Here is a 25,606-nt window from a genome sequence, read left to right on the forward strand (position 1 = left end):
TGAGGTTGACGTGACGACTGAAGTAGGTCGCGATGTGATCCCGTTTCGGCAGGCCGTGCGGGCCTGGTTTTTGATCTCGCTGCAGACGTTCGGCGGACCGGCCGGGCAGATCGCCGTCATGCAGCGCACGCTGGTGGAGGAAAAACGCTGGATCGGCCAGCAGCGCTTCAACCACGCCCTGAACTACTGCATGCTGCTGCCGGGGCCGGAGGCGCAGCAACTGGCCATCTATGTCGGCTGGCTGCTCAACGGCACCCGCGGCGGGCTGGTCGCCGGCACGTTGTTCGTGCTGCCCGGCATGCTCGCGCTGCTGGCGCTGTCGGTGGTGTACGTGCTGTGGCAGGACACCGGCGTGGTGACCGCCCTGTTCGCCGGGATCGCCCCGGCGGTGCTGGCCATCGTCGCCCAGGCCGTCATCCGGGTCGCCAAGCGCTCGCTGACCCACCCACTGTTCGTCGCCGTGGCGGTGGCCGCCTTCGGCGCGCTGGCCTTGTTCGGGGTGCCGTTCCCCATCGTGATCGCCGCCGCCGCCCTCCTCGGGTGGGGGGTGCACAAGCTGGCCCCGCAGGTCCTTACCAAGGGCAACGGGCACGGCGGTGACGGCGGCCCGGCCCCGCTGATCCCCGACGAAGCCCTACACCACGCCCAGCCGAGCTGGCGCTCGGCCAGCAAGATCCTCGCGATCGGGCTGGTCGCCTGGTGGCTGCCGGTGGCTGCGGTGGCGCTCTTCCTCGGCACCGACAGCGTCTTCACCACCCAGGGGCTGTTCTTCTCCGGCGCCGCGCTGGTGACCTTCGGCGGCGCGTACGCCGTGCTGGCCTTCGTCGCCCAGCGCGCCGTAGAGGTCTACGCCTGGCTGACTCCAGGCGAGATGGTGCGCGGGCTGGCCCTGGCCGAGACCACACCCGGGCCGCTGATCATGGTGGTGCAGTTCGTCGCCTTCCTCGGCGCCTACCGCGACCCCGGCGGCCTCGACCCGTGGGCGGCCGCGCTGCTCGGCTCCGTGCTCACCGTCTGGGTCACCTTCGTCCCGTGCTTCCTGTTCATCTTCATCGGCGCGCCCTACGTCGAGCGGCTGCGCCACAACACCGCGATCAGCGCCGCCCTCACCGGCATCACCGCCGCGGTCGTGGGCGTCATCGCCAACCTGGCGCTCTACTTCGCCGAGCACACCCTGTTCACCACGACGTCCCGGTGGAGCTGGGGTCCCTTCATCATGCAGCTGCCCGACCCGGCCTCGCTGAGCCCCGTCGCGCTCGCCATCACCGTGGCGGCGCTGCTCATGACCTTCGTCCTCAAGTGGCCGATGCCGCGCATCCTGGGGATCTGCGCAGTTCTCGGCCTAAGTACGGCGCTGCTTCACCTCTGAGCAGGGAACGGCGCTCATCTAGATGACGCTGATACGGATGCGGCGGAAGCAGACGCGACCGGTGTGGGCTTGCAGTCCGAGGTATGCGGGCGCTTCCGAAGTGGTCGGCACTCCGCGGCCGGGGTCGGTGTTGGTGAAGGTGGTGACCTGCTGCCCGTTGAGCAGCACGGTGTAGTCCTGGCCGCGGACGCGGATCTCGTAGTCGTTCCATGCGCCGGGCGGCCTCGCCGCCACCGACGTGTAGGTCTGGTCCGTGGCTCCGTAGATGGCGCCGGTGCGGTGCAGGTCCGCGCCGTCGGGCCGGCCCAGATCGTCGATCTGCGCCTCGAAGCCGAAATGCGCCGCGACCCACGCCGGGTTCTCGTAGCCCTTGCCGGTGGGGTCGGGGAAGCGGACGTACACGCCCCCGTTGTCGTCGGGGCGCGTCAGGCGGTACTGCAGACGCACCGAGAAGTCGGTGGGGAGAGAGCGGGTGCACCACAGCAGGCCGAGACCGTTACCGGGGATGGCCTGCAGCGCGCCGTCTACGATCTGGAACCGGCCGGCGCCGGCCATCCGCCAGGCGCTCATGTCGGTGCCGTCGAACAGCACCTCGAAGCTGTCGTCGGAGACGTAGCGGCGGGCCGGTGTGAGATGCTCGGCCAGTCGTCGGGCGAGCGCGACGCCGGCGAGCATCGGGTTGGGCGAGCCCAGCCGCGGGAACAGCGCCGGACCGGCCACATAAGCGTTGTCGACACCGTGCAGGCGGCAGTCGGCGTTGGTGACGGAAGTGGCCGGGTCGTCGCCGAGGCGCAGGGTCCCGCCCTCGTGATGGGTGGTGCCGAGCCCGTCGCGGCGGCGGGCGAATGGCACGATTTCGGAGGGCGCCTGCCCAGCGGCCGCCGGGCGGAACGTCGCGCCGTCGAGGATCTCGTACGGTGACCCGCCGGCGAAGGCCAGGGCGGCGGCGTCGGCGCAGGCGTCCATCTCCTGCCAGAGCCGCCGGTCGGCCTCGCTGGGCGCCAGGTGCACGAGCGCGCGTGGGACGCCGTACTCGTCGATTTCGGGGTCCAGTTGGATCCGGCTGGTCGGGTTGCCGGGATCCATTTCGCCGATGCCGCGCAAGGTGATCACCACGTGGGTGTCGTTGGCGGACTGGAACCGGTCGAACAGGTCGATGTCGGGCAACTTCTTGAACAGCTCCGCCTCGGAGTCTCCGCCCCTGGCGCCGAGGCCGGCGGCGGTGATCTGCAGGTGGAAGAAGCGTTCGCGCCCGTCGGTGTCCACCGCGTGGCCCTTGAGGAGCAGGGCCGCGGCCATGAGCTCGCGTTCGGCGATCGGGCCCAGGGCCTGCCGTGGGATGCGGATGGTGAGGTTGGAGCGCAGGTGCCCCATCAGCCCGCTGCCGATCGGGCCGGTGCCGGGCAGGGCGGCGAACGAGTGCAGCGCGAGCCTGGTGCTCTCGATCGTGCCCAGCGCGATCACGACCGATCCGCCGGGCGGTAGCGGCACATATCCCTGGCTCGTCTGCACACCGATGACCTCGCTGCCGCGGGTGTCCAGGCGCAGCACGTGACACTGGGGCACGATCATCAGCTGCTTGTCGGCGTCGTTGCCGCCCGATTCGGCCCAGGCGGCGCGGGCGGCCTGCACCAGCAGCGGTCCGGCGCTGAACTTGTTGTTCGGGAAGAAGCCCGGTCGGGTACTGGCCTGCACCGCCAGCGGGGCCTCCAACTTGAGCTGGTCGGCCAGCTCCTGCGGACTGCTGTCGCCGGCGGCCTCGGGGCTGATGCCGAGCAGCCGGGCCAGCTCCGCCGTCGTCGTGGGCGCCTCGCCTACCGCCGGGTGGTCGGGCAGCGCCGCCAGCTCCATCGCTGCGGGAACGAGCTGCTGGCCCACCGCCTGGTACAGGCGCTCCCGCAGCGCGTTCTGCAGCGGGCCGAAGATGAAGTCGTTGGTCTGGTCGACGCCGAGCTGCCGGGAGGCGGCGTCGAGCTGGTCATCACGCAGGTCGTCCACGACGACCTTCGGCCACACGGTGGGCGACAGTTCCTCCGACAGCGGCCTGGGTGCCCATCCGCCCCAATACAGCGACCGGCCGCCCACGCAGTAGGCCAGCCCGGGGAAGGGCACCGGGGAATGCCAGGCCAGCCCCCACACCTCGTTGCGCGCGACGTTCGCCTGCCCGGCCTGCCGCAGCGCGGCGATGCTCGTGGCGGCAGGCACGGCCAGGCCCAGCATTGGGAGGTTCTGCACGTGCTCGGGCAGCATGAAGGGGCCGCCCTCCAGCACGAGGATCCGGTGTGCCCGTGCGGCGTCGAGGTGGAACATGTGCGCGGCCACCACCGCGCCAAAGCTGCCACCCCCGACGACGACGACATCGAACGGCCGGGCGCCGGGCGAGGCCTGCCCGTCCGTGCTGACCATCGCCTCGGCCAGCGTGTTGCACACATATCGGCCGAGAACGTCGCGAGAGAAGTCGGTCACTTGGGTCTGCGTCGCCATGGGCGCCGCCTTTCGCCAGCGTCCAGCATGGACTCCATGCAGACGCATATCAACACGCTCCGTGCTGAAGCTAACACATAGCGCTACATTCGCGCTAATGCTCCCATAGTGGGCTGCCGCCCGGTCGATCCGAAGATCAACAGCTACGGGAGCGGTCGACTAACGGGACTTTCTGTTCCGATGCTCCTGTCAGCATCAGCCCCGTGGTGCCGGCCAGATCACCGGTCAGGCGTTGCCGTCACGGCCAGCAGCAGGTCGAGCAGGGGGAGGGCGGCTGCGGTCAGCTGGTACATCACGAGCTTGCCGTCTCGGCGGGAGGTGGCCAGACCTGCGGTGCGCAGGACGCGCAGATGGTGGGAGACCAGGTTCTGGCTGAAGGCGCAGACCCAGGCCAGGTCGCACCCGCACATCTCGCCTCCGGCGGCCAGCGCCAGGGCGACGCGTAGCCTGGAGGGGTCGGCCAGGGCTTTGGCCCGCTCGGCCGCCGAGGTGAGGTTGTGCTCGCTTGCCAGGCGGGCGCGGACTTGCTCGGCGTGTGGGAGGTCGAGGCAGAGAAGATCGCATCGCTCGTCTGTCACCCGGTCACGTTAACAGCGCCCGCCACGTGCTCTCGGCCCCACTCGCTGCTGCTGCGGGCAAGGGCGCCGCCGGGCCAGACCGCCGCTCATATCAATGTCCGTTAGATTGAGGCGACACGGCGCGAGGTAGGGGGACGGAGTGTCGCGACCGCACAAGCAGGGCGAGGGCCCGCGCGCGAAGGTCGATGCCACGCGGGCGAGCGAGCAGGGCGCTACCGTCCGCCGCCGCAATCTCGCTGTGACGGTCACGGTGATCGCCATGTTCGTCGTGGTGGTGGCGGTCGTCATCGCCGTCAACAGGTTCGGCTCCAGCACCGGGCAGTCCGGCAGCCCGGGCGCAGCGGGCACGGTGGCGGCGGCGCAGCTGGTGCGCCCGGACAGTCACCGGCTGCAGACCGCCACAGACGGCAAGGTGACGCTGGTGGAGTTCCTGGACTTCGAGTGCGAGGGCTGCCGGGCCGTCTTCCCTGTGGTGGAACAGCTGCGCAAGGACTACGCCGGGAAGGTCACGTTCGTGGTCCGCTACTTCCCGCTGCCCGGCCACTTCAACGCTGAGCGGGCCGCTCGCGCGGTGGAGGCCGCGGCCCAGCAGGGCACGTTCGAGGCGATGTACCGGCGGATGTATGAGACCCAGACCCAGTGGGGCGAAAAGCAGGTACCCGCCGACGATGTCTTCCGCGGCTTCGCCAAGGACCTGGGCCTGGACATGGCCGCCTGGGAGAAGGCGTATGCCGATCCGGCCACGCTGAGGCGGATCAAGGCCGACGTCGCCGACGGGCAAGCCGCCAGTGTGGAGGGCACCCCGGCGTTCTTCCTCAACGGCACCAAGCTCAAGCCCAACTCGCTGGAGGAGTTCAAGGCGGCCATCGATGCGGCGCTCGCCCAGTAAGACCGCGGCCGCCGCGTCTGCCGTGCACGGCGTCGACCGCGCGGCCCACGCCCCCCATCCCTTCCCGAGCGAGCAGGCGGAGCCGGCGGGCGGGCCGTTTCCTCGCCTGTTGCCCGGCCTGCTGCTGGTCGGCGGAGCGATCGGCCTGCTGGCCTCGTTCGTGCTGACGATCGAGAAGATCGCGTTGCTGAAGGACGCGGCCTACGTGCCCAGCTGCAGCATCAACCCGGTGTTGTCGTGCGGGTCGATCATGCGTACGCCGCAGGCGGAGGTGTTCGGCTTTCCGAATCCGTTGCTGGGCATCGCCGGTTTCGCCGTCGTGGCCGCCGGCGGCGCCGCCCTGCTGGCCGGTGCCTGGCCGGCGCGCTGGTTCTGGCTCGGCCTGCAGGCCGGCGTCATTGCTGGGGCGGTGTTCGTGCACTGGCTGATCGTCGAGAGCCTGTATGAGATCGGCGCGCTGTGCCCATACTGCATGGTGGTGTGGGCGGTCACCATCCCGCTGTTCTGGTACGTCACTCTGCACAACCTGCGCCAGGGCCACCTGCCCGTCCCGGCCGGAGTGCGCCGGGCAGCCGCGACGGTCATCGGGTATCACAGCGTGCCGTTGACCGTCTGGTTCCTGGCCGTCATCGCTCTGATCGGTGTGCGGTTCTGGTCCTACTGGAGCACCCTGATCTGAGGCTGTCGGCCATCATCGTGCCGCACGCCTGCGGGGAGCAACGACCCCACCGAGCGCCGCCCCGGGAGCCGGCGACGATGACCGACCAGACCGACCACAACCGAGGGAGAACGTGCCGCGTGGGCGCCAACCATTCGCATCACCCCGCCGGGCCGAGCCCACGAGGCGCCGTGATCGGGACCGTGGCGGTGATCGTTCCGCTGGCGCTGGCCACACTGGCCGCGCTGATCTGGCTGTGGCCCGCCGCCCCGCTGGGCCCGGCCGACGCCGCGGGCCAGGCGTCGCAGGAGCAGGCCGGGCTGCAACGCCTGACCGGCACCATCACCGCCATCACGTTGAAGAAGTGCCCCAAGACGCCCCCACCGGATGGAATGACGGAAGGAGAGGTGGCGCCGCCAGACCCGGCCACCTGCGGCAGCGCCGAGGTCGAGCTGACCAGCGGAGCACAGAACGGCGAGCGCATCACCACCCAGCTGCCCAGCGGCCCGGGCGCTCAGCGCTTCAGCGTGGGCGATGACATCCGGCTGATCTACTCGCCCGAACCGGTCCTGGAGGTCTCGCCGTTCCAGATCTCCGACCACGACCGCTCCTCGCCGCTGTGGCTGGCCGCCGCCGCCTTCGTGCTGGCCGTGCTCGCCTTCGGCCGTTGGCGCGGGCTGAGCGCGCTGGTCGGGCTGGCCATCACCTTCGTGCTGCTGCTGGCCTTCGTCATCCCGGCGATCCTGGCCGGGCAGCCGCCGCTGCTGGTGGCCATCATCGGCGCCGCGGCGATCATGCTGTCGGTGCTGTATCTGACCCACGGCTTCACCATCACCACCTCGATGGCGATCGTGGGCACCCTGTTCAGCCTCGCCCTGACCGGCCTGCTGGCCTACGCCGCCATCGACCTGGTGCGGCTGAACGGCATCACCGACGAAAGCTCCTTCTACCTGGACAGCAGCTACCGGATCAACACCCAGGGCCTGCTGCTGGCCAGCATCCTCATCGGCTCGCTCGGCGTGCTCGACGACGTGACCGTCACCCAGTCCGTCACCGTCGCCGAGCTCGCCCACGCCAACCCCGGCTACCGCTTCGCCCAGCTGTATCGGGCCGCCGCCCGGGTCGGCCGCGCCCACATCGCCTCGGTGATCAACACGATCATCCTGGCGTACGCGGGCGCCTCGCTGCCGCTGCTGTTGCTGATCAGCGTCGGCGACCAGGGCCTGGGCGAGATCGTGACCAACCCGGTGCTAGCCCAGGAGATCGTCCGGGCCGTGGTCGGCACTCTCGGCCTGATCGCGGCGGTGCCGATCACCACCGCGCTGGCCGCCCTGGCCCATGCTCGCAGAGCGCGCCCCGACCACGATCACAGCCAACCCGGCACCCCGCCCCGAGCCCGGCACCGGCGCGGGCACGATGCGCTACCAGATGCGGTGGCCGGACCTGATGGCTGGAGTTAGGCGGGGCGGCTTCAGCCGGACTGCAGCACAGCGGCCAGATCGGCCGGCATCGGCATGGGCTGGGTCAAGCTCACGCGGGCGCGGCCGGTGTTGCCCTCGGGGTAGCGGCCGAGCGCCGAGCCCGGCGCGGCGACGATGATCCGTATCACCTGGCCGACGGCTTCGCGGCGGTCGCGCTGGGCGATGGCCAGGGCGAACATGGCGATGTGGTTGCGGGTGTGTGGCCAGGGCCAGGGCTGGGAGATGATGTGCGCCCGCTCCAGGTGTCGCCATCGGGCCTCCGGGTCGGCGGTGGTGCGGGCGGCGTTCATCTCGCTGGTGTAGGCGGCCCGCACGCGGGCGGGCATCCGGCGGCCGATCATCAGTCGTCCTTTCGGTCGGTGGTGCAACAGCCGTCGGCGCACCCGGCCGAAGCCGAATCCGAGGCTGCTGCGGAGGCAGGCGCAGAGGTGGAGGTACCGGCGGCGAGCGGGTTGGGGGCGCAGCAGGCGTCCCCGCGCCAGGCCTCGCGGCCTTCCTTGACCGCGACCGCGGCGATGACCAGGGCGGCGATGGGGTCGGCCCACGACCAGCCGAACAGGCTGTTGAGCGCCAGGCCGACCAGCAGCACCGCCGACAGGTAGGTGCACAGCAGTGTCTGCTTGGAGTCGGCCACCGCCGAGGCGGAGCCGAGCTCGCGGCCGGCGCGCCGCTGGGCGGCCGACAGCACCGGCATGATCATCAGGCTGAGCGCGGCCAGGATCAGGCCGGGGGTCGAGTGGTCGGCCTCGCCCGCGCCGAGCAGCGCGCGCCCGGCGTCGAAGGTGACGTAGGCGGCCAGCGCGAAGAACGAGATCGCGATGATCCGCAGCGCGGTCTTCTCACGCTTTTCATGGTCGGCGCCGGAGAACTGCCAGGCGACCGCGGCAGCGGAGGCGACCTCGACGATCGAGTCCAGGCCGAAGCCGATCAGCGCCGCGGAGGAGGCGATGGTGCCGGCTGTGATGGCGACAGCGGCCTCGATCACGTTGTAGATGATCGTGGCGGCGACCAGCAGGCGGATCCGGCGCCGCAGTACGGCGCGGCGATCAGCGGTGGGCCCGAGCCCTGGCATGCCCAGCGACGTCATGACAGTCCGGCCTGTTCTGCCAGGTCCTCGGCCAGGCTCGGCATCGGGCACAGGGCGACCGCGTGACCGGTGGCGGCCAGCAGCTGCTCGGCCGAGGCCAGCAGGTCCATCAGCTCCGGCCGGGTCAGCGCGTAGAACGACTGCCTGCCCTCAGCGCGGTAGTCGACCAGCCCGCAGTCGCGCAGGCAGGCCAGGTGTTTGGAGACGGTGGACTGGGCCAGCCCGAGCTCGCCGGTCAGGTCCACCACGCGCGCTTCACCTCGGGCCAGTCTGGCTACGATGCGCAGCCGGGTCTCATCGGCCAGGGAGTGAAACAGCGCCGCGGCGGGCGGCAGGCCCGCCGCGATGTCGGCGCTCACACACCGACCACCCTCATTAATCGCCATATTACGATGATAGCCATATTGGGCGATAGCTTGGCAAGGGGTGGGGGGCCCGTGAATGCGTCCCCGCCCTCGCAAGGTGCGCTCATGCCAAGAAGTCGAGCACTGCGTCGATGCCGACACTGAAGCACGCCCTGCTGTACTACCGCACGGGGATGCTTCGCGGTGGCGATGCCGAACGGCCTCTTCCTGGCGATCGGCGGCACACGCAGCAGGGCGACTGCCTGATACGAAAACGGGTATCTGGACCTTCCTGGAACATGGATAAGGGCACGTAGGTGCGGGGGATGTCATGCCTGGGAAAGTGCATCTGACTCTAGCCGCCACGTTGGGCGTGGGAGCGGCCGCTCTGGCCGTCGCTGGGACAGCCGAGGGGATGCGGGGGCAACCGGCGGCCGAGGCTGTCATCAAGAACGCCGATGGCAAGAGCGTAGGCTCCCTCCGCATCGAGGACGGGGATTCCGGCACGTCCAAGGTCACCGTTGCCGTCAGTGGCCTGCCCGCCGGGTATCACGGCTTCCACGTGCACACCAAGGGTGTTTGTGATCCCCGATCGACCGATCCGTCCACCGGCAGCCCGTTCTTCAGCGCAGGGGGTCACTTCAATCTCGGCTCCGGCTCCCATCCCGACCACTCCGGTGATCTGCCCGCTCTCCTGGTGGGCGCGGACGGCAGAGGCAACGCGACCTCCGTCACCGATCGATTCCGGGTGGAGCCGCTCTTCGACCCTGATGGCAGCGCCATCGTCATCCATGCCGGACCGGACAACCAGGCCAATGTTCCCGACCGCTATCGCCGGACGGGTGGCGAGGCCGGCCCTGACGCCGAGACCCTCAAGACCGGCGACTCCGGCGGCCGCATCGCCTGCGGCGTGATCATAGAACGCTAACGCCGCCAACAAAGCGCCTCGTGGCGCACCACATCTTGAAGACGTCAGTGCGGGAGATGCAAGGTCCGATCCGTCCCGCAACCGAGCCCAGACGCCCTGCATCGGTCTATCTGGATCCTGAGCATCGATGTGGCAGCTCGAGCATTACCACCGCATCTCAGGACAGGATGCTGCTGCCGATCTTCTCGTAGGGCGGGCAATCCCAGCTGATGCTGCTGATCTTTTCCTCGCCGCCGCAGACCTGGACGTGGGTGATCTTGCTGATATAGGTGCGGTCGCTGGCGCAGGAGTCGTTGGGTGGGAGCACCGTCCAGGTCTGCAGGTTAGACGTGATGTAACGGGCCATGGTGTGCTGGCGGGGATTGTCATTGTCATCGCATATCCGGATGCGGGGTGCGGTCGGCGTTGACGGTAGCGACGTAGCTGCCCCACATGATTTCGTGACCGCTGGGTTGCGCGGTCGCGGGTCCGCTGGCGACACCGCATGACAGGACAGCGGACAGGGTGATGGTGCTGATGGCACGCACGCGCACGGAATGCCTCGCATTGTTTCGAGCTTCACCGAGTGCCGGCTCGACCGGCAGTGAGGGAGTGTGCCGGGGCGGGTACCGCGGGACAGGCGAGTTGATCAACTCTTGGACGGTCAAGAAGACAGGCTGGGCGGGAAGGACTCGCGTGGCCGTCTCGGGCGGGCTTTTCTTGATCGCCTATGAGATGTGCCATGACGTTTGGCCTCCGAGAGGCTGAGTGCAGAAATTGGCGGCAGAGAGTTGATCTTCGTTCAGTTCGATGACGGATACATGTGGTGATCGCCGCGGTGGAGGAGGGGGCGCTGGAGGTGATGGCGCGCAGGTTCAAGGGCTCGTTCCGGGACGGCGGCTCGCAGGATCCGGCGTAGACGTGGCGGGGTGCCGCGCTCGGGCAGCAGCCAGGGGACGGCTCGCATGTAGATGATCATGCCGACGACTTCGACAAGGGTCTGGGTGACCACGATGGCCGCGGCCAGGGCGAGGTTGGCGGGCAGGGCCAGCGCCAGCGGCAGCACGACCAGGGAGTTGCGGGTCGCGCCGGTGAAGACGACCGCGCGCCCGTCGCCGGTGCCGAGCCGGAACAGGCGAGCGACGGCGAGCCCGGCGAAGGCCATGACGAACAGGAACACGGCGTAGAACGGCACCACACCGGCCAGGCTGGCCAGAGCGGACGGGTCGGCGGTGAGGGCGGGCACCTGGGAGGCGACCACGACCAGCAAGGTGGCGGCCATCAGCGGCACCATCGCGTTGCCCGCGGCCGAGGCGAGCGCGCGGCCGGGCGCTCTGGAACGAACACCACCTGCGGCACGCCCTAACGAGTACGAACACTTCTACAACCAGCACCGAGCCCACCAAGCCCTGGCCCAGGCGGCTCCGCTGCGCGCCGTCCCGGATCCGATCACCGATCCAGAGCGAATCATCGACCTGAACGTACGCCGAAGAGACCGACTCGGAGGAGTCCTCCACGAGTACTCATATGCCGCTTGAACTGCATGGATGAGGTTTTCGGCAGGCGCAGAGCTGGTGCGGCTCGACTACCAGGTCAGTGAGGCGACCGTGCGGCGCATCCTGCGCTCGCGCCGCTTCCGCCCGGCGCCCCGATATCTCGATACCTCCTGGCGAAGCTTCCTACGTGCGCAAGCTGAGGGACTTCTGGCCTGCGATTTCTTCCATGTTGACACGATCTTTCTGAAGCGCTTGTACGTGTTGTTCGTGATGGAGGTTCGTACGCGGCGCCTACACATCCTGGGCGTGACCTCTCACCCGACCGGCTCCTGGACCGCTCAGCAAGCCCGCAATCTCCTGATCGACCTCGGTGAGCAAGCTTTCCTCATCCGCGATCGGGACGCCAAGTTCACTACCGTCTTCGATGAGATCTTTGCCGCCGCGGGCATCACGGTGCTGAAGACGCCGCCGCGGACACCTCGGGCGAATTGCTATGCCGAGCGGTGGATCCGTACAGTGCGCGCCGAATGTAGCGACCGCATGCTGATCTACGGTGAACGTCACTTGCGCTCGGTACTGGACGAGTACATCGGTCACTACAACGGCCACCGGCCTCACCAGGCGCGAGGGCAACGACCACCCGATCAAGACGAACAGGTCGTGGTGCCGATGGAAGGCCGGATCGAACGCCGCAAAGTACTCGGCGGCGCGATCAACGAGTACCGTCGAGCCAAATAAGCCAGGCAGAGGAACCCCAGCTCAGACCGTACATGCGAGTTTTGAAGCACACAGGCGCCGACCCGCCGGAGGCCGGCGCGATTCAGCTGCTGGTGCTGATCGGCCTGTTGATGGCGGAGACCATCGGCGCGCTGCTGACGCTCGAGCTCGTGGTGGCCGGGATTCGGCGCGCTGAGCGTCCGGTAGCCACACCAGCGGGACCTGGGCGGCGCACCGAGTCCGCGGTGACATGCGGGTGTGCCCGGCTTTGGCCGTGGCGGGCACACCCTGTGCCAACTGAGCCGCTATTGCCCGACCCGGGGTGTCAGACGATGTCGGCGCGGGCCTTGTTGAGGGTTGTGGCCAGGTCGTTGAGGACCTTGGTGAAGCGCTGATAGGTGTAGGGGGTTTCGCTCTGCCAGTCGGCGACCTGCCCGGCCTTGACGGCCGGGTTGCCGCTCCAGGTCGGGTAGGCGGCCATCTGCTCGTGGGTCAGCCCGCCCTCGGGCCGCGCGTCTTCCAGGATCAGGTCGGCCTTGTAGCGTCCCGCCTGCTCCCAGCTCAGGGATTCGAACCCGGTCTCGGGCTTGACGGGCTTGACGACGTCGAGGCCGAGCTGCTGGAAGTACTTCACGTCGCCGTGGAAGGCGGGATCGGCGACGAAGTAGGTCTCTTTGGTGCCGGACACCACGGCGATCGACAGGCCCTGCTTGGTCTTGGCGGCTGCGGTCACGGCCGCGGCGGCGGCCTCGAAGTCGGTCTTGGCCTTGGTGATCTCGGGGCTGGCGGGGTTGGCGCCCAGCGCGGATGCCAGGTCGCCGAAGCGCTTGACGGCGTCGGGGACGGACACGCCCATGAGCTGGATGACCAGGATCGGGGCGACCTCCTCGACCTTCTTGCGGACCTCGTCGGGGATGTACCAGATCATCGGGCCGTAGGCGATGGTGACGATGAGGTCGGGCTTGAGGGAGATCAGCTTCTCCATCTGGAACTCGCCGAACGCGGTGCCGACCGAGGGGGTGGCGGGGTCCAGGTTGCCGATCTGCGGGCTGGGCTTGCCGTCCGGGCCCTTTTGCGGGCCGAAGACGCCGACCGGCTTGATGCCGAAGTCCCACAGGGCGGCGGCGGGGTGGGACTGGGCGACGATGCGCTGCGGCGGGGCGGGCAAATCGATCTTCTTGCCGAGGTCGTCGGTGAAGCTCCAGGGGCCAGCGGCGGCGCTCGGCTGCGCGGCGGGCGTCTGGCCGGTTGAGGTGCCGCAGGCGGCCAGCGCCCCGGTGGCGACCAGCCCGCCGCCCAGGGTGAGGAAGCGGCGGCGGCCGGGTGTGGTGAGGGTGGCGGGCATGGGCAGGGTCCTTTCCTGGCGGCCCGGAAGGCCGGGCTGATGGTGCGGTGAGTCAGGGAGGGCGGATGGTCACGATGGTCACCGGCGCGCATGGCGTCCGATGGTGTCGGGTGGTCTTAGGGGCCGGTGGCGGTGTGATGGCGGCCGAAGGGGATGATGTGCGGCCCGCCGCCCGCGGGGTCGGCGATGACCGTGCAGGTCAATCCGAAGACGTCGGCGATCAGCTCCTTGCTGAACACCTCGGCGGGGGCGCCCTGGGCGGCGATCTGGCCGTTCTTCATCGCGACGACGTGGTCGGCGTAGCGGCAGGCGTGGTTGAGGTCGTGCAGCACCAGCACGACGGTGCGGCCCTGCTCCCGGTTGAGGTCGATGACCAGGTCGAGGATGTCGATCTGGTGGGCCAGGTCGAGGTGGTTGGTCGGCTCGTCCAGCAGCAGCACCGGCGTGCCCTGGGCCAGCGCCATGGCGATCCAGGCGCGCTGGCGCTGGCCTCCGGACAGCTCGTCCACGCTGCGGTCGGCCTGCCCGGACAGGCCGGTGGCGGCCAGGGCCTCGTACACGGCCTGCTCGTCTTGTGGTGACCATTGCCGCCACCACGATTGGTGCGGGCTGCGGCCGCGCTTGATGAGGTCCAGGACGGTGATGCCGTCGGGGGCGATCGGGGACTGCGGGAGCATGCCGAGCTCGCGGGCCAGGTCCTTGCCGCGCATCGTGTGGATGAGCCGGCCGTCCAGATAGACGGCACCGCTGTGCGGGGCCAGCAGCCGCGACAGGCCACGCAGCAGCGTCGACTTCCCGCACGCGTTCGCGCCCACCACGGCGGTGATGCGCCCGGTCGGGATGGCGAGACTCAGGCCCTCCACGACGCGGCGCCCGTCGTAGGCGAGGGTCAGGTTTTCCGCCGCCAGGCCCGAGCCGCTCGCGGGGGTGGTGAGGTCGGTGTTCACATCAGCCTCCGGATCCGGCACGGTTGGACCTGTTGAGCAGCCACAGCAGGACGGGAGCGCCGAGCACGCCGGTCACCACCCCGACGGGCAGTTCGGTGCCCGCCAGCAGGTGCCGCCCGGCGAGGTCGCCGGCCAGGACCACCAGCGATCCGGCCAAAGCCGACGGCAGCAGGACGGGGCCGGAGGCGGCGCAGAGCCGACGGGCGATCTGCGGCGCGACCAGCGCGACGAAGGCGATCGGGCCGGCGCCCGCGGTGGCGAAGGAGACCAGCGCCGCCCCGACGATCAGCAACGCGATCCGGGCACGCTGCACGGGCAGGCCGAGCAGCGTGGCCACGTCGTCGCCGAACTGCAGCCCGCCCAGCCAGGAGGCCAGCACCAGCACGCACGGCAGCAGCACAGCCAGCGCGACTGCGAGAGGCCAGACGTGCTCCCAGTCGCGGGCGTTGAGGTTGCCGGTCAGCCACATCAGCGCCTGCTGGGCCTGGTAGACGCCGGCCTTGAGCAGCAGGTAGCCGGTGGCGCTGGCGCACAGGGCGGCGACGCCGATGCCGACGAGCACGATGCGGTAGCCGGTGGTGCCCTGCTTCCAGGCCAGCAGGTAGATGAGCGCTGCCGCGCCCAGCCCGCCGATCAGCGCGAGCGTCTGCAGCCCGAGGCCGGAGCCGAACCCGACCAGCAGGGCGGCGGTCGCGGCGGTGCCCGCACCGGCCGACACGCCGATGACGTCCGGGCTGGCCAGCGGGTTACGGGTGAGGGTCTGGAAGATGGCGCCGGCGATCCCGAAAGCGGCTCCGCACATCACTCCGACCAGGGCGCGCGGCAGGCGCAGGCTGTGCACCACCAGCATGGTCTCGGGTGAGCCTGCGCCAGCCAGAGCGGCGATCACTTCGGCCGGCGGCAGGTCCATCTCGCCGAAGGTGAGCTCGGCCACGAACGCCGCCGCGACCGCGACGGCCAGCACGGCGGCGACCAGTATGGTGCGCGGCCGGATGATCCAGCAGGCGCGGGTGCTGGGCAGCCGGAGCACCAGGCCGCCCGGGCGCGGCAGGTCACCTTTGATCGCCATCGCTCACAGCTCCCGAAGTCCGCGCCGCCGGACCATGACGATGAACAACGGCGCGCCGAGCGCCGTGGCGACGATCCCGACCTGCAGCTCGTCCGGCATCGCGATCAGGCGCCCGGCAAGGTCAGCGGCCAGCAACACGATGGGGCCGAGCAGCGCCGAATAGGCCAGGATCCAGCGGTGGTCGGTGCCCGTGAGCACACGGGCCAGCTGCGGGATGACCAGCCCGATGAAGGCGATCGGGCCGCACAGCGCCACCGCGCCACCGGCCAGCAGCGTCACCGCCGCGGCGCCGCGCAGCCGGACCATGCCGACGTTCTGCCCCAGCGCGGTGGCCACGCCGTCGCCGAGCGCGAGGTTGTTGAGCGCGGGCGCGGTGCTCGCGGCCAGCACCGCCCCGGCCGCCAGGAACGGCCACACCTGCCCCAGCGCCGCGGTCGGCTGCCCGGTCAGCGAACCCACCGCCCAGAACCGGTAGTCGCCTAGCGCGGCGGCATCCACCAGCAAGACCGCGTTGACCAGCGACTGCAGCAGGGCGGTGACCGCCGCGCCGGCCAGGGCCAGCTTGGCGGGCGTCGCGCCGCCCCGGCCCGCGCCGCCGAGCGTGTAGACCAGGGCGGTGGCGGCCAAGGCTCCGGCGAAGGCAAACCACACATAGCCGTACAGGCTGGTGATGCCCAGCAGGCCGGTGGTGAGCACGACACCGAGGGCGGCACCTGCGGTGACGCCCAGCAGGCCGGGGTCGGCCAGCGGGTTGCGGGTCAGGCCTTGCATGAGTGCTCCGGCCAACCCCAGCGCGGCCCCGGCGGCCAGACCGAACAGGGTGCGCGGCAGCCGCATCTGACCGATGATCCCCGATTCCTCGGAGCCGTCCGGCCAGATCAGCAGCTCCAGCACCCGGTCGAAGGCGATGCCCTTGCTGCCCAGCGCCAGCGAGCACACGCACAGCACCATCAGCGCGATCAGGCAGGAGGGAAGGGCCACGAGGTGCGGGGCATGGCGGCGCGGGAGTTTCTCCGGCATCTGAACGGCTGCGGCAGGGGGACGCGGCAGATCGTAGGACACGGAGGAAGGATAGCCATACCTAACTACCGGCTCGCAATACGGGGTAAAACAGTCACGAGGGGCGGGCGGGACTTCCAGTGGCGACCCGGTGCGGCTCCGGCGGGCTCCGATGTGCTCCCTGTGGGTGGTTATTCCGGGCCGGGCCCGGCGCGATTCGGTCAGTGGCGGCCCGCTTCGATCCACGACAATGCCATCGGTAACGCTCTGCTGGACCGGGTCGTCGCCGCCACTGCGCCCGGCAGCGTCCAGACCGCCCTGGTCGACCAGGGGTTTAAGAACAACGTGGTCGCCCACGGCGCCACCCACGACGTCGCCGTGGAAGCACGGCGAGGCGTTCGCGGCCGAGGCCGAGAAGCTCCTCGTGGTCCCGATGGATCTCAAGGAGTTCCGGCAGTTCGCCACCCGGCTCCACCCGCTTCCCGCCGACGCCAAGGAGCTGGCCAAACGCAATCACGACCTGACCATGCGAGAGCTGGAGTACCTGTTCGCCCAGGCACCCACCCAGGAGCCGATCCGTAACACCCGGTGGGCGGCCTGCAACGCGGTGACCGAGCGGCTGGACCACAAGAGCCCCGTCTTCGGCAGCCGCGACATCGCCACCGTCCGCGCGGAGCGGGCCCTGCTCGATGACCACGACAACGCCAAGCTCAAAGCCCGCGCGTTCCGGCTGTTGGCCACTGTCTGACCGGCCCGTCCGGTGCGGCCCCGGCGCGGGGCCGCACCGGAACCACCCGCCGGACACCACACCCCGCGCGGGGCCCTACCGAACTCCGCGCCTACCGGCCCGCCCGCAACGGTGCCCATGCCCGAAGCGGCTCTACGGCCCCCACCCCAACCGCCCGCCCCTCAGAACCCCGTCACCCGCAGCGAAGGAGATCATCATCATGGGTCGACTCGAAGACCTGGCCACCAGCTACGCCAACAACGCCCGCTATGACCTGGGCAAGGCCCTCAACCGCATCGCCTCCCTCGACGACGAGGGCACGCTGGGCGACGACGACCTGAGCCTCATCGCCTACTCCTACCACCGGATGAGCTGGTGGCTGCAGGTCACCGACCTCACCCACGGCCGCGAGGAAACCGTCGACGGCGGCACCGCGCTGCTGACCGTGCGGCAACGCGCTCAGGAGTTCCTGATCGACGCCCGTTTGGTCACCTCCGGCGGGTTGTTCGCTCAGGCGATGGCCGAGTCCCGCAGAGGCGGCGCGCGGGCGTTCCTGGACGCGACCCAGAAGCTCGCTGACGCGCTCGCCCTCCCGGTCGAACCGGACGCCCACCCCGCCGACGACTCTTCCGGTCGCACCGCGCCGCCCGCCGGTGAGATGCCCCTGGCCTCGGCTCCGGGATACCGGCCGTGACGGCGCGGCTATCACCCGCCGCTCGCCGACAGCGATCCGTCTCGCCCGTGCGTGCCTGCTCGGCCCGGGGCCGGGCTAGACCCCGGCTCCGGGCCGCCGGACGGGCGGCCGCCCTGTGACCCTCACCCCTCACCAACCCGTGTCACCCGACGAAAGGAACCCACGCCATGAACGACCGCTACCAGCCCGGCCCCCTACCCCCGACCGGCGAGACGGACGGCGACACCTTCGCATCGGACGTCAATAACCCCTCGGCCGACCAGGAGCGGCGCTCGATCGATGAGCTGACCGCCGAGAAGATCACCACCGCCCGCCACGCCTACTACGCGGCGGCGGCTGAGGCGGTCATCGCCTTGCAGAACGGGCGGTTTCTCTCCGGCGAGCAGGTGTTCGCCGCCGCCTCCACCCAGACCTCGCGCGTCTGGTGGGATCTGGTGGACGCGCAGATCACCCTCAGAAGGTTGACCTGCGATCACGCATTGCGGCGGGTGCGCTCCTGGGCCCGCCACTTCCTGACCGGCGAGGCTCCGGCTGCGCGGCCGGGCACGTTGTTCGATCACGCCCTCGCCCACGCCTCGCGCATGGCCGCCCGGGACTTCCTCGCTGCCAGCGGCCAACTCCTGACCCAGCACCTCGCCTCCGAGCCGGGTGAGCGAGCGGACGTTCCGGCTCCCGACGCGCCCGTGGACCATGACCACCCCGGCGAACCGGCCGTACCGGCGAGCGTGCCCGCCACGACGGCGGTCGCGCCGTGAACGAGCAGCCGACCGTGCCAGCCCATCCCGGCGCTGGCGTCATCCCCCAACGGAAGGACAGCCCCGTGAGCAACCTCCCCCAGCATCCCGACGCCTCAGTGACCCCGCCCAACGCCGCCTCTGCGCCGAACCAGACGCTCTCGGTGGAAGCGGTCATCGAGCAAGCCCGGCAGATGCGGCAACGCAACGCCGAGGACATCGCCCGGCGGCTGGGTCGGGGCGAGCGGCTGACGGCTGAGCAGCTCTACGACCTCCTGCACGCGCAGACGCTCGCCACGTGGTGGCTGCTGATTGACCGGCACATCGAGCACGCCCGAGGCGGCCGGGGCCTGAGATCGGTGCAGGCGGTGGCCAAGTTCGTCTCCTGGATCACCCCGTACCTGAACAAGGCAACCTCGCCCGACCCCGCCATCGCCGTGCGCGCTGTCGGGCTGCATAGCGAGCGCGAACTCGCCGAGGCCCACTTCGACCGGGCCTCGGCCCTCATGCGGCAGGACGCGGCTCGGACGTTCCTGGCTCAAGTCGAAACGCTCGTGCCAGCCTCCTCCACAGAGCAGGCTCCCAGCACCTCGGCCGGGCAGGAGACGACCGCATGAGCAACCACACCGCCACCGGCGAGCTCACCCCACCGCGCCGCAGCCTCCCGCCACGCAACTGCCCGCATTGGGCCGGGCGGGCAGCTCGCGGGTGGAGTTCTTCCAGCTGATGGCCTGGCGGTGGAACATCACCGCCGCCAAGGAACTCGCCCAAGGGCGGCAACCGGAAGGCCGACTCGAACCCAGGGACTGGGCGGGCATGCTCCAGTTGGTCGCGATCAACTGCGACCACGCGGCCCAGATGGACCTGTCCGAGCCGCTGATTGTGGCACCGGTCCCGAACGGCGGTCTGCTGATCATCGACGGCTGGCACCGCCTGCACAAAGCCCTGACCACCGGAGTATCTGAGCTGTTCGCCGTAGTGCTCACGGCCGAGGAAGAACTTGCCTGCCGGATCTTCGGCGGAGAGAGCGGAGAAGAAGAGGCGGACGCGGAAATGGAGGAGGACACGTTCGGTAGCGCCTGATCCGGTGGCGTAGGAGGCATGCCCCGGCCAGCACACTCCAACTGTGCTGGCCGGGGCACACCTCCTGCACCACCGGCGCAGCGGGACCCATGTGATGCGGGCCCTTCGTCAGGAGTGCCTTACGCTGATTGAATGCCCTGCTCGTTTGGTGGAGGGTGTTGCCTCGTCGCGTGTTCGGAGCCTGTGGCGCGGCGTTGTTCGAGTTCCCGGCGAAGGTGTCCGATTTTGACCCACCCGCCGGGGGTTTCGATTTTCCAGAAGTCCCAGCCGTTTTGAGAGCTGCCTGTGAGTCCAGCGGATTTTGTGTGATCTTTGCTCGGCTGCTCTGCTGGCACCGGTCCCGATCGCTACAGGCCGCACCGGAGAAACACCTGGTAGAGGGCGTTCTCGGCGCGCTGGCGGCGCTTGAGAGCGGTGCAGTAGAGCAGGCCGCGGCGGCGGCAGTAGGTGCTGAGCGGGATGCCCTCCAGCCGGGTGAAGCCGATCAGCTCTGCCTCGGCTTCGGTGATGACCCCCTCGGCGACGGCCTGGGCGAGCAGTAGGTCGGGGTGGCCGGCCGGGTAGGCGAGCGTCTGCTGCCTGCTCTCGGCCTGGTCGGTGAGGTCGGGGTCGGCCACAAGGCTCGGCGGTTCGGCGGCCAGGGCGCGTAGGACGGCGAACTGGGTCAGCCGTGACAGCCGCAGCAGCGGGTGCGACCAGGTGAGGTTCACCCGGGTGAGGGCGTGCATGTAGGCGGTCAGGACTTCTGCTTCCAGGTCCTCGCGGTCGATCCGTTCGGCCGGGGTCTTATCGGCGAGGGCGGCGATGAGGCGGCGCAGCATCGGCAGGGCCAGGGCGACGGCGGCGACCATCCAGGCGCCGCGCTCGCTGCGGGCCTGGTCGATGAGGTGCCGCCAGATGTGGTCGCGGGTGGTGCGTGAGCAGGATGGGTGCAGCAGCATCACCCGCAACTCACTGAGCGGGATCGGCAGAGCCGGGAGCCCGTGTCCGAGCGCAGCGCCGTCGACCGACAGCGGGTGCGGGCCGCGCATGAGCAGGGCGAAGGCGTGCTCGGCCACATCCAGCGGCAGCGAGCCGCCCAGGCGGGGGGAGGGGCCGAGGCCGTTGGCCGCCTCGCCGGCATGCGCGTTGCCTGCTTCGAGGTCGACGGCAGACGCCTCGGCCGGGGTCGGGTCGGGCGTGGACGGCCTGGCGGCGGCCGGGCTGGGGGCCGGGCGGTCGGCAGTCGTGTTGGTGGTCGAGTTAGTGGTCGTGTCCGTGGCGGGGCGGACCGAAGGGTGGGACATAGCGACGCTCCCGAAAGACGATCGGATCGGACGTCGCTATGCCTTCAGAGTGCCTGGACAGGAACCGGGCAGAAAATGATCAGACATCGGGCACGGCAAAGATCACGTCAAACTCTGATCACGTAACGGAACCGGTCGTGGCCTGCGAAAACGCGCTCAGGGGCGTCCCGGGGGGATGTGACGGGCGGGTGCGGGCATATTCGCCGGAACTGCACGGAAGTGTCAGTGACCTGCGAAAACGATCTCAGCTTGAAGGTGCGTGGTCAAAGATCGTTCAAGTCGCGGGCGGTCACGGATCGTCCGCCGCTGGGCGTGGTGGTGGGGGTCAGCGCGGGCCGAACAGGGCGCGTTCGATGGCGGCGTTGGCGCGCTCGGCGGCGAGTCGGCGAACGTCTTCGGGCGGCTCGCGGTCGTCCATGATGAGCAGGGTTCCGGTGTCGGCGGCGTGGGTGCGGACATGCCAGCCGAGTTGGCGTCCGGCCGCCCGTGCGGCCCGCCGTACCTCAGCCGGTCCGCCCAGCTCGGCGACTGCGTCGCGGTTGAGGACGAGTTGGCCGTAGAAGCCGCGGTACTCCGGCTTGAGGCAGGCCGACATCATCGCGTTGACCTGCTCGACGAGCTTGGCGAAGCGGCGTTCGGCCAGTTCGTCCTTCTCGCTCGGCATGCGGTCGCCTCCCGCTGAAGTCTTCGGTTGCGTCCTCTGCTCAGAGTAGGCCCGTGTCCGGCGGCACGAGGGGCAGGAGCGCGGCGGTTGTCCGCATCTTGTACGAAAGCGCTGTGACCTGTGTAAATGCGATGCTTGTGGGTGTCGATGCGAGATCGGAGGTTGGTGTACGGGGTGTGGGTGCTGGCCCGGCGCTCGTGGTGGCCGGGGCAGCACACCACCGAACAGGCCGGGCTCCCCTCCAGCGTCCGAGCCGCACGCCCCACCAATTATCAGAGTGACCGTGTTGACACGCAGGGTTAACGGCGGAATCGAAATGCGGAAATCCGCCTTCCCGGAAAAGGTGAGTCGCGATGACTGGCGAGTGTCTTGCTGTGCTCCTCCGATAAACGGGCGAACCCGGCATTTCTGCTGTATGAATAATGGACGACTTGGTAGACAATCGCCGTGTCCCTAACGCTCGGGAGGTACTGGCAATGCTGCCCCGCGTGCTGCTGATCATGGCTCTTGTGGTGGGCGCCTTCGGCCTGGCGGCTGGGTTAATGCCGGTGTCGGCTGGAGGCACTAACTGCGGCTCGGCCTTCATCGCCTCTGACGAGGCCGCAGCGGTAGATTTCACGAGGTCCTTCGGAGCTCCGGCAGAGTCTGAAATCCGTGTGGTGAGCAAGTGTGAGTTCGTGCACTCGATGCTGCGAATCCCCGCGATCGCGCTTCTCCTGATCGCCGGTGGCCTGCTCATCGGCTGGGGTGTGGCCAACGGCCGGAGGGGCCAGACGCCGAGGAGAAACTGAGCCGTTTTCCGGCAACCCGTGGCGTCTAGATTTCTTCGTCAGTACGTCTTCTCGGTGTTGAACGCCCGGCCCGCCCCCGCGGAGCCCCGCCACTAAGCCTCGCCACCGGGGCGGCGGCGTCCACGATCTGTGGACGGCCAGCGGGAAACCCGAGCGTCGCCACCGGTGAGGTTGAGGCAGACGCGGGTATTGCCGAACCTTTGCGTGACGGCCCGTCCTAACTCGGGCCTTGCGGCAGGTATTTGGATCAGTGACAGGGATCGGTGGCCCGGTACTCGGGCCACACCCACATGACCGATCACACCATCTCGACCTCACCCGTCTCATCTGCCGCTGACCTCGAAGCCGCTTCTGCCGCTGTCGCCGTCCCGGTTCCGTCCTCGCAGCCCCGTCTGGGGCTGAGCCGCGAGGTTCAGGATGGGGCGCGGGGGCGCGGGGTTGCCGTGACGGGCGGCGCGGCGAGCTCCGACCAGCAGCAGGACGATCGCGAGCACGCCGAGCGGCCAGGGCGTGAACGGTTGGATCACGGCGTCGACCACGGTCCAGATTCCGAGGATCCAGGCGATGAACGTCGGTGGCGTGATGCCGCGGCGGTCCAGCCACAACACGATCAAGCCGACCACGAGGAGCGGCACGCCGAAGCTTTCCAGACTCAGCCAGTACGCGCTGCCCGCCGGGCTCATCTCCGCTAGGTCCTCGTGCCACAGTCCACCGCTGAACCACGTCCCGGCGTGGCGCGCGGCCTTCTCCACCGTCAGGGCACCGAGCGTGTGCGCGGCTCCGCAGAACGCGAGGATCCAACCAGCCCACTTGATCATCTGAGTTCTCCGTTCATGTCGCGAAGCGGTGCGGTGCGGCTCCATCGGCGATGGGGACGGACGGCGCCCGGGTTGGGCGTCTCGATTTCGGAACTACAGTTTCGGTACCCATGTTCCGTATCATGCAGGCATGGCAGCGAGAAGGCAACGGGGTGGACGGCCCCGAGACAGTCGCGTGGATCACAAAATCCTGCAGACCACCCGAGAGTTGATAGACGAGGTCGGCTACCCGGCCCTGACCGTCGACCAGGTCGCGGCCCGCGCCGGGGTGGGCAAGGCGGCGATCTACCGCCGCTACGCCTCCAAGGCCGAGATGGCGTTCGTCGCCACCGTGCACGGGCAGTGGCCGCCTCCGTTAGCCGACACCGGCTCCCTGTACGGGGACCTGCTGGCACTAGTCCGCATGTTTCATGTCCGCATGGCCGCCCCGGCGGCCCGACATGTGGCACCGGCCCTGATAAGCGAACTTGCCGTCAATCCTGAACTGGATACCCGGTTCCGGGACACCTTCCTGGCCGCTGAACACGCCGGCCTCGCCGAAGTCATCGAACGGGCCGTGGCCCGCGGCGAACTGGCCGGGCCCGTCGACCCCGCGATGGCCCACCTGCTCCTGCTCGGCTCTCTCGCGGCCGGCCTGTACATCATCAACCTGCCCGTCGACGACACAATGGTCACCGACCTTGCCGCCGCTACCGCAGCCGGCATCACCGCCTTGGCCGACCGGCACCACAGCGAACCGGACAGAGCCGCCGAGCCGCGCTGACAGGGCTGTTCCTCCTGGGTGAAGGCGGCCGTCCCACAACAGGCAAGGAGGTCCGGGACCTAGTCCTCCGTCTGGCACGCGAGAAACCGAGGTGGGGGTATCGGCGGGTACACGGTGAGCTGGCTCGGCTCGGCTTGCAGGTCAGCGAAGCGACGGTGCGACAAATCCTGCGCCCGCGTCCGAAACAGACCGGCTCCCCGAAGCCTCGATACCTCCTGGCGGACATTCTTACGCCTTCAGGCCAAAGGGCTGTTGGCCTGCGACTTCTTCTACGTCGACACGGTCTTCTTGAAGCGCCTGTATGTGTTGTTCGTAACGGAGGTGGCGACGCGGCGCGTTCACATCCTGGGCGTAACCGCCAACCCCACCGGCGCGTGGACGACCCAGCAGGCTTGCAATCTGCTCACGGATCTCGGGCGGAGGGCCAGCTCGTTCCGGTTCCTCATTCGTGACCGGGACGCCAAGTTCGCCGCCGCCTTCGACGAGGTCTTCACCAGCGGAGGCGTCACGGTGATGAAGACTTCCCCGCGAACTCCACGAGCCAATTGCTACGCCGAACGCTGGGCGCGCACCGCCCGAGCTGAATACACGGACCGGATGCTGATCTACGACGAACGGCACCTTCGATCGGTCCTGGAGGGGCATGCCGAGCACTACAACGGGCATCGGCCGCACCAGTCCCGCCAGCAACGCCCACCTGATCAAGACGGACAAGTCATCGTGCCGCTGGAAGGTCGGATTCGACGCCGAAGAGTGCTCAGCGGAGCGATCAACGAGTACCACCGAGCCGCCTAGATCACCCGGAGAAACACCAGCTCGGACCGCGTGGACGAGTTTTGAAGCGGTACAGGACCCTGCTGGTTAACTCGGATTTGCCAGGCTGCTTCGTGATCTGATGACGCCTGTCCTGGATCATGAGCGTTGTGGCAGCAGTCGTCGTCGTTGTCTTCGTCCTGGCTGCCGAGGTGGATGGAGGCGGCGATGTCGATGCAGCCCAGGCCGTGGCCGGAGCCGACACCCGAAGTCGCGGCGGCGATCCGGGCGATCTACCAAGGGAAGCGGCAGGCGCCGTTACCGGTCCGGGTGCGCGATGAGTTAGGCGAGGTGTTCGCCGATGAGGCGTTCGCAGGTGCCTTCGGCAAGGAGGGCAGGCCGGGCTGGTCGCCGGGGCGGCTGGCGTTGATCACGGTGTTGCAGCGGGTGGACAACCTCACCGACCGGCAGGCCGACGAGGCGGTCGCCACCGATCTGACCTGGAAATACGCCCTCGGCCTGAGCCTGAACGATCCCGGCTTTGATGCCAGTGTGCTGAGCGAGTTCCGCTCCAGGGTGATCGCCCACGAGCTGGAGGAAAGGCCCCTCGATCTGCTCCTGGCGGCGTTGCAGGAGCGGGGGTTGCTGCAGGCGGGCGGTAAACAGCGCACCGACTCCACGCACGTGATCTCCGCGGTAAGGGATCTGAACCGGGTGGAGCTGGCCGGCGAATGTGTCCGCGCCGCGTTGGAGGCACTGGCGGTGGCCGCTCCTGGCTGGGTGCAACAGGTGCTGGAGATGCCCGGCTGGGCCGAACGCTATGAGCTGCGGGTCGATTCCTGGCGGATGCCCACCTCGAAGACCAAGCAGGAAGAACTAGCGCGGGCCTATGGGTCGGATGGCTATGCGCTGCTCGAAGCTGT

Annotated in this window: 29 protein-coding genes; 15 read left to right on the forward strand and 14 right to left on the reverse strand. The window is 69.2% G+C overall.

The genetic code is table 11. The features are described 5' to 3' along the window. Nucleotides 1-10 precede the first annotated feature (10 nt). Nucleotides 11-1,369, forward strand: a complete 1,359-nt coding sequence (gene chrA, locus AC3EO4_RS52945; protein ID WP_431903979.1) for a chromate efflux transporter — start codon at nucleotides 11-13, stop codon at nucleotides 1,367-1,369. A gap of 18 nt (nucleotides 1,370-1,387) precedes the next feature. On the opposite strand, the gene AC3EO4_RS52950 is transcribed toward chrA, so the two are convergent. Both AC3EO4_RS52950 and AC3EO4_RS52955 read right to left on the reverse strand, forming a co-directional pair. Further along, entirely contained in the window at nucleotides 1,388-3,853 is a 2,466-nt protein-coding gene (locus tag AC3EO4_RS52950) for a 3-keto-alpha-glucoside-1,2-lyase-like domain-containing protein (protein ID WP_431903981.1), read from the reverse strand. A gap of 218 nt (nucleotides 3,854-4,071) precedes the next feature. Beyond that, nucleotides 4,072-4,431, reverse strand: a complete 360-nt coding sequence (locus AC3EO4_RS52955; protein ID WP_431903983.1) for an ArsR/SmtB family transcription factor — start codon at nucleotides 4,429-4,431, stop codon at nucleotides 4,072-4,074. A gap of 139 nt (nucleotides 4,432-4,570) precedes the next feature. Here AC3EO4_RS52955 and AC3EO4_RS52960 point away from each other — a divergent pair, with 139 nt between their 5' ends. The 3 genes from AC3EO4_RS52960 to AC3EO4_RS52970 all read left to right on the forward strand — a co-directional run bounded on the left by AC3EO4_RS52960 (nucleotide 4,571) and on the right by AC3EO4_RS52970 (nucleotide 7,438). Then, the gene (locus tag AC3EO4_RS52960; protein ID WP_431903985.1) at nucleotides 4,571-5,320 is read left to right on the forward strand and encodes a DsbA family protein; all 750 of its coding nucleotides are present in this window, start codon (nucleotides 4,571-4,573) and stop codon (nucleotides 5,318-5,320) included. Between the two features lie 22 nt (nucleotides 5,321-5,342). After that, nucleotides 5,343-5,999 carry a vitamin K epoxide reductase family protein gene (locus tag AC3EO4_RS52965; RefSeq protein WP_431903987.1) on the forward strand — a complete coding sequence of 219 codons (657 nt, stop codon included), beginning with the start codon at nucleotides 5,343-5,345 and terminating at the stop codon, nucleotides 5,997-5,999. Between the two features lie 170 nt (nucleotides 6,000-6,169). After that, a complete protein-coding gene (locus AC3EO4_RS52970; protein WP_431903988.1) occupies nucleotides 6,170-7,438 on the forward strand; it encodes a YibE/F family protein in 1,269 nt (422 codons plus the stop codon). A gap of 11 nt (nucleotides 7,439-7,449) precedes the next feature. Here the strand turns inward: AC3EO4_RS52970 and AC3EO4_RS52975 are convergent, their stop codons facing one another. The 3 genes from AC3EO4_RS52975 to AC3EO4_RS52985 are packed head-to-tail and all read right to left on the reverse strand — an operon-like array spanning nucleotide 7,450 to nucleotide 8,932. Further along, nucleotides 7,450-7,800 carry a DUF3703 domain-containing protein gene (locus AC3EO4_RS52975; protein WP_431903991.1) on the reverse strand — a complete coding sequence of 117 codons (351 nt, stop codon included), beginning with the start codon at nucleotides 7,798-7,800 and terminating at the stop codon, nucleotides 7,450-7,452. Continuing rightward, nucleotides 7,800-8,546, reverse strand: coding sequence for a cation efflux transmembrane domain-containing protein (locus AC3EO4_RS52980; RefSeq protein WP_431903994.1), 747 nt, complete (start codon nucleotides 8,544-8,546; stop codon nucleotides 7,800-7,802). The genes AC3EO4_RS52975 and AC3EO4_RS52980 overlap by 1 nt, the downstream gene beginning before the upstream one ends. Continuing rightward, nucleotides 8,543-8,932 (reverse strand): ArsR/SmtB family transcription factor, encoded by a 390-nt coding sequence (locus tag AC3EO4_RS52985; protein ID WP_431903997.1) that lies wholly within the window; start codon nucleotides 8,930-8,932, stop codon nucleotides 8,543-8,545. Before AC3EO4_RS52985 ends, AC3EO4_RS52980 begins: the two co-directional genes overlap by 4 nt. Before the next feature lie 301 nt (nucleotides 8,933-9,233). Between AC3EO4_RS52985 and AC3EO4_RS52990 the strand changes: the two genes are divergently transcribed. Next, complete coding sequence (locus AC3EO4_RS52990; RefSeq protein WP_431903999.1) at nucleotides 9,234-9,818, forward strand: superoxide dismutase family protein; 585 nt, start codon at nucleotides 9,234-9,236, stop codon at nucleotides 9,816-9,818. A gap of 157 nt (nucleotides 9,819-9,975) precedes the next feature. On the opposite strand, the gene AC3EO4_RS52995 is transcribed toward AC3EO4_RS52990, so the two are convergent. Together AC3EO4_RS52995 and AC3EO4_RS53000 are read right to left on the reverse strand one after the other, a co-directional pair. Then, nucleotides 9,976-10,164, reverse strand: coding sequence for a hypothetical protein (locus AC3EO4_RS52995; RefSeq protein WP_431904002.1), 189 nt, complete (start codon nucleotides 10,162-10,164; stop codon nucleotides 9,976-9,978). A 435-nt stretch (nucleotides 10,165-10,599) separates the two neighbouring features. Further along, nucleotides 10,600-11,079 (reverse strand): hypothetical protein, encoded by a 480-nt coding sequence (locus AC3EO4_RS53000; RefSeq protein ID WP_431904004.1) that lies wholly within the window; start codon nucleotides 11,077-11,079, stop codon nucleotides 10,600-10,602. Between the two features lie 292 nt (nucleotides 11,080-11,371). Here AC3EO4_RS53000 and AC3EO4_RS53005 point away from each other — a divergent pair, with 292 nt between their 5' ends. Next, nucleotides 11,372-12,031 (forward strand): integrase core domain-containing protein, encoded by a 660-nt coding sequence (locus tag AC3EO4_RS53005; protein ID WP_431904007.1) that lies wholly within the window; start codon nucleotides 11,372-11,374, stop codon nucleotides 12,029-12,031. 304 nt (nucleotides 12,032-12,335) lie between these two features. Here the strand turns inward: AC3EO4_RS53005 and AC3EO4_RS53010 are convergent, their stop codons facing one another. From AC3EO4_RS53010 to AC3EO4_RS53025, 4 genes are all read right to left on the reverse strand, one after another. Next, a complete protein-coding gene (locus tag AC3EO4_RS53010) occupies nucleotides 12,336-13,355 on the reverse strand; it encodes an ABC transporter substrate-binding protein (RefSeq protein ID WP_431904009.1) in 1,020 nt (339 codons plus the stop codon). A gap of 116 nt (nucleotides 13,356-13,471) precedes the next feature. Beyond that, nucleotides 13,472-14,302, reverse strand: a complete 831-nt coding sequence (locus AC3EO4_RS53015) for an ABC transporter ATP-binding protein (RefSeq protein ID WP_431904011.1) — start codon at nucleotides 14,300-14,302, stop codon at nucleotides 13,472-13,474. Between the two features lies 1 nt (nucleotide 14,303). Beyond that, nucleotides 14,304-15,371: a FecCD family ABC transporter permease gene (locus AC3EO4_RS53020; RefSeq protein ID WP_431904014.1), complete on the reverse strand. Its 1,068-nt coding sequence runs from the start codon at nucleotides 15,369-15,371 to the stop codon at nucleotides 14,304-14,306. Between the two features lie 3 nt (nucleotides 15,372-15,374). Beyond that, nucleotides 15,375-16,433 carry a FecCD family ABC transporter permease gene (locus AC3EO4_RS53025; protein ID WP_431904017.1) on the reverse strand — a complete coding sequence of 353 codons (1,059 nt, stop codon included), beginning with the start codon at nucleotides 16,431-16,433 and terminating at the stop codon, nucleotides 15,375-15,377. A 187-nt stretch (nucleotides 16,434-16,620) separates the two neighbouring features. Between AC3EO4_RS53025 and AC3EO4_RS53030 the strand changes: the two genes are divergently transcribed. From AC3EO4_RS53030 to AC3EO4_RS53050, 5 genes are all read left to right on the forward strand, one after another. Further along, the gene (locus tag AC3EO4_RS53030; protein WP_431904019.1) at nucleotides 16,621-17,118 is read left to right on the forward strand and encodes a DUF932 domain-containing protein; all 498 of its coding nucleotides are present in this window, start codon (nucleotides 16,621-16,623) and stop codon (nucleotides 17,116-17,118) included. Between the two features lie 199 nt (nucleotides 17,119-17,317). After that, nucleotides 17,318-17,791 carry a hypothetical protein gene (locus AC3EO4_RS53035; protein ID WP_431904022.1) on the forward strand — a complete coding sequence of 158 codons (474 nt, stop codon included), beginning with the start codon at nucleotides 17,318-17,320 and terminating at the stop codon, nucleotides 17,789-17,791. Between the two features lie 167 nt (nucleotides 17,792-17,958). Next, a complete protein-coding gene (locus AC3EO4_RS53040; RefSeq protein WP_431904024.1) occupies nucleotides 17,959-18,546 on the forward strand; it encodes a hypothetical protein in 588 nt (195 codons plus the stop codon). Continuing rightward, complete coding sequence (locus AC3EO4_RS53045; protein ID WP_431904027.1) at nucleotides 18,543-19,142, forward strand: hypothetical protein; 600 nt, start codon at nucleotides 18,543-18,545, stop codon at nucleotides 19,140-19,142. Before AC3EO4_RS53040 ends, AC3EO4_RS53045 begins: the two co-directional genes overlap by 4 nt. A gap of 91 nt (nucleotides 19,143-19,233) precedes the next feature. Next, complete coding sequence (locus tag AC3EO4_RS53050; protein WP_431904030.1) at nucleotides 19,234-19,608, forward strand: hypothetical protein; 375 nt, start codon at nucleotides 19,234-19,236, stop codon at nucleotides 19,606-19,608. A 347-nt stretch (nucleotides 19,609-19,955) separates the two neighbouring features. On the opposite strand, the gene AC3EO4_RS53055 is transcribed toward AC3EO4_RS53050, so the two are convergent. Both AC3EO4_RS53055 and AC3EO4_RS53060 read right to left on the reverse strand, forming a co-directional pair. Continuing rightward, nucleotides 19,956-20,894 carry a hypothetical protein gene (locus AC3EO4_RS53055; RefSeq protein ID WP_431904032.1) on the reverse strand — a complete coding sequence of 313 codons (939 nt, stop codon included), beginning with the start codon at nucleotides 20,892-20,894 and terminating at the stop codon, nucleotides 19,956-19,958. A gap of 325 nt (nucleotides 20,895-21,219) precedes the next feature. Then, a complete protein-coding gene (locus tag AC3EO4_RS53060) occupies nucleotides 21,220-21,558 on the reverse strand; it encodes a hypothetical protein (RefSeq protein WP_431904035.1) in 339 nt (112 codons plus the stop codon). 488 nt (nucleotides 21,559-22,046) lie between these two features. Here AC3EO4_RS53060 and AC3EO4_RS53065 point away from each other — a divergent pair, with 488 nt between their 5' ends. After that, complete coding sequence (locus AC3EO4_RS53065) at nucleotides 22,047-22,349, forward strand: hypothetical protein (RefSeq protein WP_431904037.1); 303 nt, start codon at nucleotides 22,047-22,049, stop codon at nucleotides 22,347-22,349. Between the two features lie 323 nt (nucleotides 22,350-22,672). Here the strand turns inward: AC3EO4_RS53065 and AC3EO4_RS53070 are convergent, their stop codons facing one another. Further along, nucleotides 22,673-23,167, reverse strand: a complete 495-nt coding sequence (locus tag AC3EO4_RS53070; protein WP_431904040.1) for a DUF6463 family protein — start codon at nucleotides 23,165-23,167, stop codon at nucleotides 22,673-22,675. A 130-nt stretch (nucleotides 23,168-23,297) separates the two neighbouring features. Between AC3EO4_RS53070 and AC3EO4_RS53075 the strand changes: the two genes are divergently transcribed. The 3 genes from AC3EO4_RS53075 to AC3EO4_RS53085 all read left to right on the forward strand — a co-directional run. Further along, a complete protein-coding gene (locus AC3EO4_RS53075; RefSeq protein ID WP_431904042.1) occupies nucleotides 23,298-23,930 on the forward strand; it encodes a TetR/AcrR family transcriptional regulator in 633 nt (210 codons plus the stop codon). Between the two features lie 252 nt (nucleotides 23,931-24,182). Next, nucleotides 24,183-24,725: an integrase core domain-containing protein gene (locus AC3EO4_RS53080; protein WP_431904044.1), complete on the forward strand. Its 543-nt coding sequence runs from the start codon at nucleotides 24,183-24,185 to the stop codon at nucleotides 24,723-24,725. Nucleotides 24,726-24,911: 186 nt separating this feature from the next. Continuing rightward, nucleotides 24,912-25,606, forward strand: a 695-nt coding sequence (locus AC3EO4_RS53085; RefSeq protein ID WP_431904047.1) for a transposase, incomplete at its 3' end; no start/stop codon positions are given.

The sequence above is a fragment of the Nonomuraea sp. bgisy101 genome (assembly GCF_057708945.1).